Here is a 13,061-nt window from a genome sequence, read left to right as displayed (position 1 = left end):
GTCCAGGCGTTCGACATACTGGACCCGCGGAACACACGTCGATCGGTGACAGGCCCACTGAACGTCTCGGAGGATAGGGTCGGCGTTCTACAGCGGCGCGATGTCGTACGACTCGGCGAACGACGCCGACCCCTCGCCGAACCCGAGCGCGTTGCCGAACCGCCAGTCCGCGACGACGGTGAACTCTACTCCCTCTCCCCCCGTCAGCTCGTACGGCACCGAGAAGTAGACGGACGCCTCCTCCCACCGGACGTTCCCCGAGTTCCACGCTCCCTCGACGCTGTCGCGCTGGTTCGGGTCGATCCTGTCCGGGGACTCGCCGAGCGACCCCGTCCGCTCGAACGGGTCGCCGAACACCCACTCCAGCGTGTCGGCCGCCCCCGCGAACGTCGACAGCCCGGGGACGGTGCTGACGACCTGACTCACCGCCTCCTCGCCCGTCTTCGTCTCACCGGTCGTCGACAGCATCCTATACACGCCGTAGTGGGCGGCCGCCGCGTGAAACGGGAGGCCGGTGTTCTCGGGGTGGTACGGAGAGAGGTCGCCGGCGTCTGCCGTCTGCACGGCCAGAACGGTCGACGCGTCGAGCCCGCTGCCGCCGATGGAGACGCTGTCCGACGGGCCGTAGTCGATCCCGACGCCGTCCTCGGGGACGATACAGGTGAAGATACCGCTCGACAGGTCGTAGGCGTCGTTGAGGTTCGTGACATCGCCGCCGCGGCTCGTGTTCGTCACCTCGACGTTCAGGACCCCCTGCTCCGCCGACCCCACGTCGACCCACCGCCACACCGTGACTTCACCGAGCGGGAAGCCGTCGGCCGTCTGCACCACCGTCGGCGTTCGGAGGAGTTCCTGACCGAGCGTGAAGCCTGCCTCGGACGACGTGTCGAAGAAACTGCCGGCGTTCATCCGCACCGAGTCGAACCACAAGTCGCCGTGCACCAGGATCACGACGGTGTCGTACTCGCCCGTGTAGGCGTCGCGCTCGTCGGCCGACCAGTCGAACGCGTACTCGCCGTTCTCGTCCGTCGACGCCGTCCCGAGGAGTTGCTGGTCGGCGTAGCCGAATACGCGGACCGTCGCGCCGCTCACCGGCTCGTCGCGCGCGTTGACGACAGTGCCCGTTACGGCGTCCGCGTCGCCGGTCGATCCCGAGACGACGGTGAAGGCCTCGCTCCGGGTAGCGCGGTCGAGGCGCGTTTCGAGCTGGTTCGGGTCGGTTTCTCGCCACACTGCCGTTCCGGCGTCGTACGACCCCGTCGGCGCGCCCTCTTCGACCTGCCACTCGACCGTGGTGGTCGCCGTCTCGCCCTGCGCCACGCGCAGGGGGTGGCCGGTCGAACCGTCGTTGTTGTACGCGGTCCCGTTCTCGTCGATCACCCCGAAGCCGACGAAGAACTCGTAGTCGCAGTCGCCGGTATTCTCCACGGTCACCTGTGCCGATACCGTATCGCCAGCCCGGTACTCACCGCCTTGCACCTCGAACGCGGTGACCCGGGCGTCGACCGCGCAGTCGGATCCCGACCCGGAGCCCGATCCGCTCACGTCCCACACCCTGATCGACTCGTACTGTCGTCTGCCGGGGCCGCCACAGCCCCAGCACGTCCCGCCGCTCAGGACGACCGATACGTTGCCGATCGGGTCGTCGCGCGGTTCGGTGACCGTGAAGTGCTCGTCGTTTCGGTACACGTCGATGCGGTCGGCCTCGAGGTCAGGCACGAGCCGGTAGGTGTACCACGTCTCGTTGTCGCGGGTCGTCCCGACGTCGACCGTCCCCTCGGAGTTCCACACGCGGAAGCTGTCGCCACCGCCGGCGTGGGCGCTGTCCTGGACGCCCAGGACCACGTTACCGAGACCGTCCTGGGCGCCACCCTCGACGAGCATCGCCCCGACCCCGGCCGAGGTGTCGCGAGCGTAGGCTTCGACCTCGACGGCGAGGGGCCACTCCAGCAGTCCGCTCTCTCCATCGAACGTCTCGTTGGCGTAGGCGTAGTTATCGCCGGTGCTCCCGGCGGACGACGTCGGCGTGTAGTGGACGCGGCCGTCGCTCTCTTCCCAGAACTCCGGGTGGCCGCGGTCGGTCCACGCGAAGTCCCCGTCCTCGAAGTCGTCCGCGAAGACGACCGCGTCGTCGGACTGCCGACGCGCTCGGCGCGATCCCAGACCCTCTCGGCTGACGACGGGACTCGCCGCGAGACCGACGCCGACGGCTCCGAGGACGGCGCGTCGATTCACCTCTACAGGCGCACCCTCGGTAGTGTCGTTACGCGCCATGAACGCTGTCCTACGACCGATCGCATCTTGGACATTCTTACGCCGTGGCTACCGAAGATTTGTTCCATAGCTACGGTGTTGTCGACGAGAAACTGTGAATCGACGACCGAGTAGTGAAGCGATGACTGCTCGGCGTGGCCCGTACTCGATCGCCGAGCGCGGTCGGCAAAAAGGTCCGGGTGATCGCTCTCGTCGACTACTGCAGTCAGGAGCACAACTCGTGGTCCGCGGCGAGATGGACGACGATACCGACGAGCAGGCCGCCGGCCGCGGCCGCAACGAGTACGTCACGCTGACGTGACGCTGTGCCGAAGACGCGAACGTCGAAGGCGTAGAGGGCGGCGACGCTACCGCCGATAAGGAGCGCTCATACCCGGAGTCGTGGAGGGGGCCGCGATGCGACAGCAGTACCCGCTGGAGAAGGGCCGGGACGACCTTCGCCCCGACAACAGCGACGAGAACGACACTGACGGCGAGGACGTACGTCGGTGCAAGCGGGACACCGACCGATCGCCCGATCCGGTGGGCTGTCTCAAGCGCGGTATCGGCGAACGCGACGGCACTCACCGCGACGCCGCCGACGATCGCGAGTTGGGGGAGACGGACGAGCCGTCGCTGCGACGCTGTCGACCGACCCGAACTACCGCGAGCCCGTCGAAGCCCTCCTCGAGTCGGATCGCTGCGGGCTGTTTGTGGCCAACCGGCCGGTCCTGTTCTACCTGAGGCTGACCGACGACACCGTTCAGATCGGCGTCGACAACGACGAGGTTCCCGAGTGTCTCGCCGAGACGACCGGTTCGGATGTTCGGGATGGGCCGAACGGACGTATGCATAGTTCCGGACCGACGCGGAACAGCTCGCCGCTCAGTGGACGAGCTCGGTGACGGTTTGAGAGCGTGTTTGTGCGCCTGAAGTGTCGGTCCGGCGATATCCACCCTGCTTACGTCCCGCCCGATGACGGCCGACTCCTCCCGCTGTAGCCGCCGAGAATGCCTGCGAATTACTCATCGTGAACGTGCCGTCGTCCCCGTTCTTGCGGCTCATCCGCTGCAGTGATACAGGACGAACGGCTGTGCCGCCCGTCTGTACGCTCGTTCATGCTGCTCCGAGGCCCTCGCCACGGCGGGTGGACGTATTCTTCAACGGCGTAGCGTCAGGCACTGCCAACGGGGACGAAGCCGTGGCTGGCTACCTCGTCCGGTGATCCCCGCTCGACGTGACTACGACGGCCGGACGACGTCGTTGCAGTCAGGACACTCGGCGTAGCATCTCGCCTGGTCGTCGACTTCGTACTCGACCAGTTGGAACGACGGAGGAATCTGGGACTGGCATCGCGGACATCGACCGAGTGGGGTTGGCCTGCTCATCGTGTGCTTCCGGTTGAAAGGGGATCAGTTCTCTGGAGCGCCTCTCAGAGGGTGCAGTACCCTCGATCCTTGCTACTACGGAGACCCGCATAAATGCCCGTAAAGCGAAGTGGAAGTAATCAGAGCCGGACGTCGGTGTTTCTCAGCCGTTACCTGTGGCGGGGTGGGGACAGTGATCGGTGCTGTGATGGGACGGTGGCCAAGCGGTATGGGTTCCACCTACGACTACTGAACTGTTCCCAATCAGGTTTCACAGAATGGATTGCCAACTATTCACTCGATCAGCTTTGGCCAGAGGACAGTGAACGCTTTCTTCACGGGAATCTCGTCTACTCCCCGAGACTGCTCGAACGTTGTTAGCCCCTTATACGACTATCTGCCTGTCACTAGTACGCAGATCGGGATTCTAAGCGAACACAACGTCCTTTTTGTCGACACCGCGCCCGTTAATAGCGTGTTTGCGGGCAAAGGCACGACTAATTAGCGCACGACGCGGAGGAAGCGCTTTCGTGACGATACTAACCGGTGTCCAGAATGAAAGTACCTGCCGACGACCAATCGGTCTACGGTCCCCGGAGGAGCAGGAGTACGAAAATATGTTCCCAACGCGCTATCGGTCGTCGCACACCTGCGAGGGTACGACAACGCCGAGTACCTCTGCGAATACCGTATGTTGGATTGGACACCTCGATAGTGTTTCCTCTCAAGTCCAATCCGGCTTCCGATCACGCCAACACGCACCCACCTAGACGGGGTCAACAAGCGGATCGAGACGGGGATAACGGACTGCTGGGGCAGTCCCGGGACGCTCACGGATGATAATGGCTCGATCGCCCGTTGTGGATGGTGAATTTCAAGCCATGATATTCTCGAAGTAGTCGATAGAGAGACTATCGCTAGACCGGTCACAATTTTGTATAAGTATTTCTATGCAATATTTATAAAATTTATCTAAATATTTATTGGTTATATCTTTAGACCCGAATTCCATCCCTGTTCCGGAGGTGATATGGCTTCACCTCAATCGTGTAAAAGCAGTAACTATTATATACCTTGTTCGTTACTCGAACAGAGATTCAGTGAGTGAATTTACTAAAAACCTCGTAGAATCTGAATTGCTGATTATCAGTTATGAAAACAGCGAAGCGTTAACAAGCATCGTACTAATGGAACCACAGATCACGAGTTTAGCAACAAAACAATGGGGCGCTATCCAAGAGGGGTGAGGAATGCCGGCGTGAAATGCATTTCGTGCAATGCACCCGCCGCCGCAACGATCGACGGGCAGTATGTGTGCGTTGAGTGTGGCAACACGCCAGTGCAGGGGTCCAGTACAGGGAATACTCTGCCATTTACGCAGGTGATTCATTCCGACCAACATAGAGAAGAATCCGACATGGATCCATAGAATGACGTTCGCAAACTCACTTCGAAAGGTTGCGGATGTCGTCGAAGCAGTGGAGTCCATCGAGGGCGAAGATATCGGAGTCGCCATCGACGAGGGAGAAGTACTGACGGACTCGACGATGGCTGTTGGCCTCGACATCCAGATCCCATTAGCAGTCGAGGATAGAGAAGACATTCAGATACGAACCCAGGATGCCCACGTGTCCGGTGAGGGTATAGATCTTCAACTCGCTATTGAGACGGAGACTGAAGGCTGTGCAGACAGTACAACCGGATCAGACTCTGATACCGGCACTAAAGACGATCCCATTGTGGAGGCAGAATCGGACTATAAGGAAAACGGGAAAGATCGAGACGCTGTTGGTGAGGAAGAAAGCCCAAACGCGAGCGGGACAGTTGCCGAGGATACAGATGACCACAGCAACGGACGGGATCTCCCGCCCTACCGGGACCCCGATACACTGGAAGATGTGTACGACGAGTGTGACACATTTACGGAGATGAGAGATGCACTTGACGTCGAGGTCACCCCACAAACGGTGCGGAAGTACATGATTGAACACGACATCCACGAACCCTCACCCACACAGTCATCGCAACTCGCCGCGGTGTCATCATCGGAAATCAATACTGCCAACGAGGATTCCAGTAGGAAAGAACAGACCGCTGACTCCGAGGAGAGGGATGAGGGAGATACCACCGAAGAGCCAATCGCGGATGAGGGAGACTCCGGCGCGGAACAGAAGTCAAGCCCCGACGGAATGACAGAGGCTGATCAATTTGACGAAGAGGATCTCGATCTTCCGGGCTCAGTAACCATCGAGGAGATCAAAGAAGCAGTCCGGACAAGCAGAACACTGTACGAGATTCAAAACAAACTGGGTGTCAGTCGGGACCGTGCACGGGGTCTGCTTGAAGAGTTAGACCTGCTCGAATTTGTCCATGGTCGGATATCATCTGTATCCGAGAAGAACCCATCGGCGGAGGAGATCAACGAGCGCATTCGAACTGCATCGCTGCAGGAGCGTGCGAAGTGAATTGGCCAGATCCTGTTCTCGTTTTTCATATCGGAGCAAAATATATCAGAACCTTCGTTGATACCAAAGACAGCTAACAGCATGAGTTCCAAAGAGACTACATCCGTTGATTTGCCTGACCGCATCGTTTCCCGTGTCGAAGATCGCCTTTCACGGACTGAATTCGAGACGCCAGCAGACTACATCACGTATGTGATGGAAGAGGTGCTTTACCGCGTCGAGAAGGAAACCGAAGACGAGGACTTCGAACCGGTCGACGAAGAAGAAGTGAAAGACCGGCTCCAATCGTTGGGATACTTAAATGAGTGAGCTCATCAGAGATACGGGTAGGGATGGATGCACTCACCCATGTCTTTTTGCCGTTGACGATCGCGTATGCAGTGTGTGATGACGTATTCGAACGGCCGCAGTACCTCGCGCTTGGAGGCTTCGGCTTACTGGCGGACAGTGACAAGCTGCTTGGACAGCCTGGGCTCCTTCACTCACTAACAGTACTCGTTCCGATCAGCCTCGGGCTACTATTGATAGAGCGCAAGTGGCGTGGAGAGATGATCCTCAGTGGTCTCACAGTCGCGTTCATCATGAGTCATCTGGTGTTAGATTTCATCGATGGGGGACCAGTACCGCTCTTCTATCCATTTAGTAGGGCCGGAATCGGACTGACATATCCAGTACAAGTGTCGTTCGGAGAGGGAATTCTGGGGGTTGCGTTTCAAGGGCCCTTTGTCGCCCTAACGGGAGCAGAGCCGCGTCCCGGATTCAACTCCTACGGCTTCCTGAACTCGTTCGGCATCGCGTCGCTACTGGCGTTTCTGACTGTATACTTCGGTGACACCGGCCGGTCGGACAGCCAGTCTTGATCCACGATCCACCGAGGGAGGCATTAAGGCAGAAAGAATAGCGGAACCAGGGCATCTGGCTACCGTGTCTCCCCCACTAAAATCTTTGTTAGCAATATTTCCGCAGCATACTGAAGAAAAACGATGAGAATATGGTTTGAATACCGACAATAATTGCGGTGAAGGCGAGCATGTTCGCAATGACGAACGGAAGTGAACCTGTTTCGAGCCAACGGACAAGCATGTATGCAACGTAGGCGCTTCCGCCGGCGATGAGTGCAGTCCCCATGGTGACACCGTGTTCGAGACGAACGTTATCCGTAATCCAAGTTGTGATAGGGTCACGTGGTTTCCGAATCGTGTCCGTCACAGTGCTGAAAAGGGCTAAGTTCCCCATCTGATACCCTGCGATAGTCAAGAGGCTACCCGCGATTACCGTATGTGTACCGAACGTAATACCAACTAGTTGGCTATCGAATACGGACGCAATCATCGTGGCCACGCCGAGAAGGCACAAGCCGAGTGCTGGTATCGAAAACAAGTAGCCCGGCGCGTTCATGAGCATGAAGCGAACGTGACGCCAGCCATCCTGAAAACTGTCTAGCGTCTCCTCCCCTTTGCGTTCGTGATAGACGATGGGCACTTCCTCAATCGATAGTCCCTTTGATCCCGCCTCCATAACCATTTCGCTCGCGAACTCCATCCCATCTGTCTTCAGGTCCATCATATCGAGCGCTTCCTGAGTGAAGAGACGGAAACCGCTGTGAGCGTCGCTGATGCCGACGCCGTAGAACGTATTTAAGAACCTCGTCAGCAGTGGATTTCCGATATATTGATGTAGTGTGGGCATCGCTCCCGGCTTGATCTCGCCGTTGAGTCGACTCCCCATGACGATGTCAGCCTCGCTCTCCACTAACTTCCGGAGGAGACGTGGGATCTCCGCAAAATCGTACGTCGTATCGGCATCACCCATTGCGATATATCGACCCCGGGCATGCTCGAATGCGTAGCGATATGCGTACCCATACCCTGGTTGATCAGGAGTGATCACGATCGCCCCCAGTTCGTGAGCGATCTCCGGCGTCCGATCGGTCGAACTATCGCTGACGATGACTTCTGCAGTGACACCTAACTCCTGCACGGCCGCTTCGATCTGGTGTATACACTCCCGGATACCGTCTTCTTCGTTGAGCGTCGGCATCACGATAGACAGCGTCGGGGTTACGTCTGACTCGGCCGAGAGGAACGGCGTTTCGGCGTGCCTCGTGGACTCCCGACCGAGTGGTTCCACATCTGGACCCTGCGCTTCTCGGTCTGTACTGTCACTCGACATACTCTCCTCGCTGCCGATGGTAGCCTGTCGTCCGTCCCCGGTGATGGTCACATCCAAGTAAGACTCTCCAGTATGCCCCCCGTCTGTCTTGAGATTCTTTCATCTATCTCCCCCGAAATTGCTTTCGAAGTACTGGTTAAAGGACATTCCCGATTAAGATAACAGATATCGGATACTGATTTTACATACATCATGAATATGTCATTGATTGTTGGAAATGCTTAATATACTCCAGTAACATCTTAGTTGAGGTCCATGAACTCTAGCCGAGTTCTGCTTGCAACCCAGTAGAGGTGTCGAAACCTCATCTTCTTGTTTTCCCTCATAGATAGGTTGAAACAGGGAACGACCACGTGTCCAACACCACAGATCCGTGTCTGATCTTCAAACCAATCGAGAAGATCGGTGGATTAGAACGCTATGTCGCCGAGCTTGCCGACACGATCGACGCGCCGATTTACACACCGGTTCAGACGGTTGAACTTCCTAACACCAGCTCCGGCCGTGCCCCAGACGTCATCGAGTTTCGGCGGAACGACTGGATGCGAGCGGTTCTCGACCGGGCCCCCATCGGGGCGATCGTCAATAGCCTCGAGTACGAGGACTTTGCAGTCCCCGACAAACACGACACAGTCATCACTGTCAGCGAGGCGGCGAAAGCCGTGATTCAGCAGCCCCATCAGCGCCGGGTGCACCTCTTGAACATGCCTCCGCGGTGGCTGTTCGACCTCGGCCCAGGGCGGTACAACGACGCGCCAGCGCTGGTCGGATGGCTGAAGCGGTGGTACCAATCACGTGTCCGCGTCCACGACGTCAGTACGGTCTCCCGCATCGAGGAGTTCGTCGTGCCCTCCGAGACGATCGGCGAGCGGCTGAGGTCCTACTACAGCCGAACTGCTGACCACGTGATCTACCCGCCGGTCGATACCGACCGGTATTACTGCGAGGCGAACGGCGGTTATCTGCTCTACGTGGGACGACTTGCGCCCGCCAAACGCGTCGTCGAACTCGTGACGGCGCTCTCGGGGACCGAGTATCGGTTGCAGGTGGCCGGGACCGGACCGCAGGAGGCAGCCGTACGGGAGGCGGCCGGCCCGAATGTCGACGTTCTCGGCTACGTCTCCGAAGACGAGAAGCGAGACCTGCTCGCTAACTGTGACGCGCTCGTGTTCAACAGTGACCGAGAAGCGTTTGGGATCGTCCCCGTCGAAGCGCTCGCCAGCGGGAAACCCGTCGTCGGCATCGCCGAGGGGTTCACGAAACAGCAGATCCAGGACGGCGACAACGGCGTGCTGTTCGAGCGCGGGGCAGAAAACCTCCGAGAAGCTGTCGAGCGGATGTACGACCGAGAGTGGAACGCGAACCATATTCAAGAGAGCGCACAGCGGTACGACGTCGAACGGTTCCGCGAGGCGTGGCGAGAGGTCTGCAGCGCGAAGTGATTATTCGGGACAGGACATCACGGTTTGACGATAATCCTCATCGTAGTCGACGGAGCGATTTGGGACGTATCCCGCGGCCGAGATGTGCTGGTAGATAGTTTCGGCCATCACCTGATAGCCGTCCGCGATGAAGTGGGCGTTCGCTACCTCCTGTCCGTATATCTGTTCCCCATTCTCGATTTCCCGTTCGAGTCGTGGCTTCAAGTCGAGATAGGCGAGGTTCGAGTTATTCGATGCAGCGTTCTGTATCATCTGTCGTTGATCCTGATAATAGGGAATTCCCTGGTCCGTCGGATAATGAGCGGGATTGTCGGGTGTGACTTCACCGCGTGCGGGTATGCCGACCACGAGAACGTCAGCATCGTGGCTGCTCGCTTCGGTACTCATCTCATCGAGGAGGGCACGGGTCAACTGCAGCTGGGAGCGTCGTTCTTCGCCGGTTGGTGGTGACGGCGTGTCGTCTGCTCCACCACCGAAGAGACCTGCCTTGGCTGCGACCGTTCGCATGCGCCGGTAGGACCAGTCATAGGCCATGCTGTGGTCCCTGAGTGTCCCGTGGACCGCACCGATGACGCCGTAATCACGAAAGCCTGCGGTATCCGATGGGACCTGGTCGACTGGCTCGTGCGTCTGGACGAGACTGCCGTTCCGAAGCTCGAATCGCGGACGCCGCGGCCCCTGCGGCCATCCGTTGCCGGCGTTGTTGTTCGCGTCGTTGCCGTAGTAGTATGCGAGTATCACGAGGTCGTGGTCGTATTGTTCGGAGACGTTCCGGTAGACGAGTAACTCTTGATCGGTCCCGTAGCCGCCGGCCGCATACGTTTGGAACGAGGTGTTCGGGAGCCAGCGGTCAAGGAGATGCGTGTACTGGCCACCTTCCGTGACGCCGGCGCCTTCGGTGAACGAGTCGCCCACGACGATGACATGTCGGTCCCCGGAATCATACGTGTCCCGGAACCCTTCGCTGTTGGTCGTATAGAGATAGCGAGCGTCCTCACCGTCGGGCTTCTTCCAGTGGCGGAGATAGGTCGCATTTGGCGAGAGCGTCCATCCATACTCGGGGTGGAACTGGTGGAGATCATCTGGTCCGGAGCAGTGAATATCCTCGGAGGAAACGCTACGATCGTACGGGACCACACCGGCTCGAAGCCCCGCTTCGAGCCCGGCAAACGCGACGGTGATACTCATGAATATCAAAGCAAGGTTCAACAGCCGGTCTCTGTTCTGTTCGCTTACATCGAAGAGGCCGTCAGAGTCGTCGTCGGTCATCTTGCTACATCCGCCCCGTGATGGTCGTCGGCCTCCGGACCGTCAGTGAGGAGGAGATCGGCGTCGGGGAGACAGAGTGCGTCCATCTCCGTCCCGGTGAAACAGTCAACGGCGTCCGCCGGCGTGCAGACGATCGGTTCGCCCCGCCGGTTCAACGACGTGTTCAGCACTACCGGGACGCCGGTTCGCTCTCGGAAGGCATCGATCGCGTCGTAGTAGGTGGGGTTGTCCGACCGCGCGATGGTCTGAATCCGCGAGGTGCCGTCCACGTGCGTCACAGCCGGGATCACGTCGCGTTTCTCATCGTGCACGTCGAACACCTGCAGCATGTACGGTGATTCCCGTGGCGCGTCAAAGTACTCGTTTGTGTGGTCCGCCAGGACCGTCGGCGCGAACGGGCGAAAGCCCTCGCGGAACTTGATCTTGCGGTTGACGACGTCCTGCATGTCCCCGTCCCGCGGGTCGGCGAGGATACTACGGTTACCGAGCGCGCGCGGTCCCCACTCCATCCGTCCTTGGTAAATGCCGACGACCTGTCCGTCTGCGAGTCTGTCGGCCGTCGCAGCGTGAAGAGCGTCTGTAGCCTCGAACCGTTCGGTACTGACAGTGTCTCCTGCGTCGTCGACCGCTGTCTCGACCGCCGCTCGGTCGAACGACGGGCCGAGATACGTCCCGTTCATTCGGGCGGTCGAGTCTGAGGGAACGGAACGGTCCTCGCCGAGCGCTTGGTGATAGATGCTCGCGGCCACGCCGTATGCCCCACCGTCGTCGCCCGCGGCCGGTTGGATAAACGTGTCCTCAAATGGTCCCTCGGTGAGGATGCGTCCGTTCGCGACGCTATTGAGCGCAACGCCGCCGGCCATACAAAGGTAGTCCATGTCGGTTTGCTCGTGAATCGTCTCAGCGAGGCGTTCGATCACCTCCTCCAGAACCGTCTGGACGCTCGCTGCGACGTCGAAGTGTTCATCTTCGAGATCATCATCGGGTTTCCGTCGCGGCATCCCGAACAGGTCCGTGAAGGCACCATCGGTCATCCGGGGCTTCCGGAGATAGCTGAAATGGTCCATGTTCAGCCGGAAGCTACCGTCTGGCTTCACGTCGATAAGTTCGTCACGGATCTCGTCCGCGTAGGCGGGGTCGCCGTACGAGGCAAGCCCCATTACCTTGTACTCGCCGTTGTTCACCTCAAAGCCGAGGAAATCGGTAAACGCCGAGTAGAGCAGTCCCAGCGAATGAGGGAAATCGATCGTCTCGCGGATCTCCACCTCCTTGTCGCGGCCGACGCCCCACGTCGTCGTGTTCCACTCACCTACGCCGTCGACGGTCAGCACTGCGGCCTCTTCGAACGGACTCGCGTAAAAGGTGCTAGCTGCGTGTGACTGGTGATGCCGGCCGAACAGGACTTCGCCGTCGTAATCGAGACGGTCCTTGATGTCGCTGCGCATCCAGAGACGCTTTCGCATCCACAGTGGGATGCCCTCGAGATACGACCGTAGCCCGCGGGGCGCGATAGCGGTGAACGTCTCGACGATGCGATCGAACTTCTCGATGGGCTTCTCGTAGAAGCCGACGTAGTCCACGTCGCCAATGTCGATGTCCGCCTCCTGTAAGCAGTACTCGACTGCCTGGTCAGGAAACGAGGAGTCGTGTTTCTCGCGGCTGAACCGCTCTTCGGCCGCGGCCGCGACGACGTCTTCGTCTTCGAGCAGACAGGCCGCCGCGTCGTGGTAGTAACAGGAGATCCCGAGGACGTACATCAGTATTGCTTGCGGAACTCGTCTAGCTCTCGGTTCGTCGCCACCGTCTCGGACCAGTACGACTCCGCTTCCGGGTCGAGATCGCGATCGAGAGGGTCGAACCGAACGAGCCGCAGTACGATCGAGTAGGGAACGAAGCCGATGACGAACGCGAGAAGCGCAACCACTCGCGCTATGAGCCAGCTCACGGCTCTCACAACGGCCATCCACGCTGCGACGACCGCCTGAATACCGCCTCGAACTGCCCCGAAGGAATCCCCTGGAGTCTCTCCCTCAGGGTCGCTTTCGGTTCCAGCCTGCCTCTCTCGTTCTTGGTCCGGGTGTACTCCCGCCATC

Annotated in this window: 12 protein-coding genes; 6 read left to right on the top strand and 6 right to left on the bottom strand. The window is 59.4% G+C overall.

Going from position 1 to position 13,061, the window contains the following annotated elements; translation table 11 throughout:
• Positions 1 to 87: 87 nt before the first annotated feature.
• On the bottom strand, positions 88 to 2,274 hold the full coding sequence (locus D8670_RS04165) for a COG1361 family protein (protein ID WP_162994178.1): 2,187 nt from the start codon (positions 2,272 to 2,274) through the stop codon (positions 88 to 90).
• Between the two features lie 121 nt (positions 2,275 to 2,395).
• On the opposite strand from D8670_RS04165, the gene D8670_RS20715 reads away from it, so the two are divergent.
• Together D8670_RS20715 and D8670_RS04160 are read left to right on the top strand one after the other, a co-directional pair.
• Positions 2,396 to 2,575, top strand: a complete 180-nt coding sequence (locus D8670_RS20715; protein ID WP_162994177.1) for a hypothetical protein — start codon at positions 2,396 to 2,398, stop codon at positions 2,573 to 2,575.
• A 95-nt stretch (positions 2,576 to 2,670) separates the two neighbouring features.
• Positions 2,671 to 2,997 carry a hypothetical protein gene (locus tag D8670_RS04160; protein WP_162994176.1) on the top strand — a complete coding sequence of 109 codons (327 nt, stop codon included), beginning with the start codon at positions 2,671 to 2,673 and terminating at the stop codon, positions 2,995 to 2,997.
• 497 nt (positions 2,998 to 3,494) lie between these two features.
• On the opposite strand, the gene D8670_RS21915 is transcribed toward D8670_RS04160, so the two are convergent.
• Positions 3,495 to 3,641, bottom strand: a complete 147-nt coding sequence (locus D8670_RS21915) for a DUF7837 family putative zinc-binding protein (RefSeq protein ID WP_449272249.1) — start codon at positions 3,639 to 3,641, stop codon at positions 3,495 to 3,497.
• A 1,409-nt stretch (positions 3,642 to 5,050) separates the two neighbouring features.
• On the opposite strand from D8670_RS21915, the gene D8670_RS04150 reads away from it, so the two are divergent.
• The 3 genes from D8670_RS04150 to D8670_RS04140 all read left to right on the top strand — a co-directional run bounded on the left by D8670_RS04150 (position 5,051) and on the right by D8670_RS04140 (position 6,945).
• Positions 5,051 to 6,085: a DUF8073 domain-containing protein gene (locus D8670_RS04150; RefSeq protein WP_121816827.1), complete on the top strand. Its 1,035-nt coding sequence runs from the start codon at positions 5,051 to 5,053 to the stop codon at positions 6,083 to 6,085.
• 81 nt (positions 6,086 to 6,166) lie between these two features.
• A complete protein-coding gene (locus tag D8670_RS04145) occupies positions 6,167 to 6,394 on the top strand; it encodes a hypothetical protein (RefSeq protein WP_121816826.1) in 228 nt (75 codons plus the stop codon).
• Between the two features lie 23 nt (positions 6,395 to 6,417).
• Entirely contained in the window at positions 6,418 to 6,945 is a 528-nt protein-coding gene (locus tag D8670_RS04140) for a metal-dependent hydrolase (RefSeq protein ID WP_121816825.1), read from the top strand.
• A gap of 88 nt (positions 6,946 to 7,033) precedes the next feature.
• Here the strand turns inward: D8670_RS04140 and D8670_RS04135 are convergent, their stop codons facing one another.
• A complete protein-coding gene (locus D8670_RS04135) occupies positions 7,034 to 8,257 on the bottom strand; it encodes a glycosyltransferase family 2 protein (protein ID WP_121817559.1) in 1,224 nt (407 codons plus the stop codon).
• Positions 8,258 to 8,610: 353 nt separating this feature from the next.
• Between D8670_RS04135 and D8670_RS04130 the strand changes: the two genes are divergently transcribed.
• Complete coding sequence (locus tag D8670_RS04130; RefSeq protein ID WP_162994175.1) at positions 8,611 to 9,699, top strand: glycosyltransferase; 1,089 nt, start codon at positions 8,611 to 8,613, stop codon at positions 9,697 to 9,699.
• Here the strand turns inward: D8670_RS04130 and D8670_RS04125 are convergent, their stop codons facing one another.
• From D8670_RS04125 to D8670_RS20710, 3 genes are read right to left on the bottom strand one after another with little or no spacing between them, the layout of a single operon-like run.
• Complete coding sequence (locus D8670_RS04125) at positions 9,700 to 10,968, bottom strand: SGNH/GDSL hydrolase family protein (protein WP_121816823.1); 1,269 nt, start codon at positions 10,966 to 10,968, stop codon at positions 9,700 to 9,702. It abuts the gene before it with no gap.
• Positions 10,965 to 12,725: a carbamoyltransferase family protein gene (locus D8670_RS04120; RefSeq protein ID WP_121816822.1), complete on the bottom strand. Its 1,761-nt coding sequence runs from the start codon at positions 12,723 to 12,725 to the stop codon at positions 10,965 to 10,967. Before D8670_RS04120 ends, D8670_RS04125 begins: the two co-directional genes overlap by 4 nt.
• A complete protein-coding gene (locus tag D8670_RS20710; RefSeq protein ID WP_162994174.1) occupies positions 12,725 to 13,060 on the bottom strand; it encodes a hypothetical protein in 336 nt (111 codons plus the stop codon). The genes D8670_RS04120 and D8670_RS20710 overlap by 1 nt, the downstream gene beginning before the upstream one ends.
• Position 13,061: the final 1 nt, after the last annotated feature.

The sequence above is a fragment of the Halostella limicola genome, from assembly GCF_003675875.1.
Taxonomy (GTDB): domain Archaea; phylum Halobacteriota; class Halobacteria; order Halobacteriales; family Natronoarchaeaceae; genus Halostella; species Halostella limicola.
This window is presented reverse-complemented; position numbering and strand designations above follow the sequence as displayed.

Bases quoted from the DNA above. Each gene is read 5' to 3' on its own strand.
- D8670_RS21915 (WP_449272249.1), bottom strand. From the start codon at position 3,641: ATGAGCAGGCCAACCCCACTCGGTCGATGTCCGCGATGCCAGTCCCAG.
- D8670_RS20715 (WP_162994177.1), top strand. From the start codon at position 2,396: ATGACTGCTCGGCGTGGCCCGTACTCGATCGCCGAGCGCGGTCGGCAA.
- D8670_RS20710 (WP_162994174.1), bottom strand. From the start codon at position 13,060: ATGGCGGGAGTACACCCGGACCAAGAACGAGAGAGGCAGGCTGGAACC.
- D8670_RS04135 (WP_121817559.1), bottom strand. From the start codon at position 8,257: ATGTCGAGTGACAGTACAGACCGAGAAGCGCAGGGTCCAGATGTGGAA.
- D8670_RS04125 (WP_121816823.1), bottom strand. From the start codon at position 10,968: ATGACCGACGACGACTCTGACGGCCTCTTCGATGTAAGCGAACAGAAC.
- D8670_RS04140 (WP_121816825.1), top strand. From the start codon at position 6,418: ATGGATGCACTCACCCATGTCTTTTTGCCGTTGACGATCGCGTATGCA.
- D8670_RS04150 (WP_121816827.1), top strand. From the start codon at position 5,051: ATGACGTTCGCAAACTCACTTCGAAAGGTTGCGGATGTCGTCGAAGCA.
- D8670_RS04160 (WP_162994176.1), top strand. From the start codon at position 2,671: ATGCGACAGCAGTACCCGCTGGAGAAGGGCCGGGACGACCTTCGCCCC.
- D8670_RS04145 (WP_121816826.1), top strand. From the start codon at position 6,167: ATGAGTTCCAAAGAGACTACATCCGTTGATTTGCCTGACCGCATCGTT.
- D8670_RS04165 (WP_162994178.1), bottom strand. From the start codon at position 2,274: ATGGCGCGTAACGACACTACCGAGGGTGCGCCTGTAGAGGTGAATCGA.
- D8670_RS04120 (WP_121816822.1), bottom strand. From the start codon at position 12,725: ATGTACGTCCTCGGGATCTCCTGTTACTACCACGACGCGGCGGCCTGT.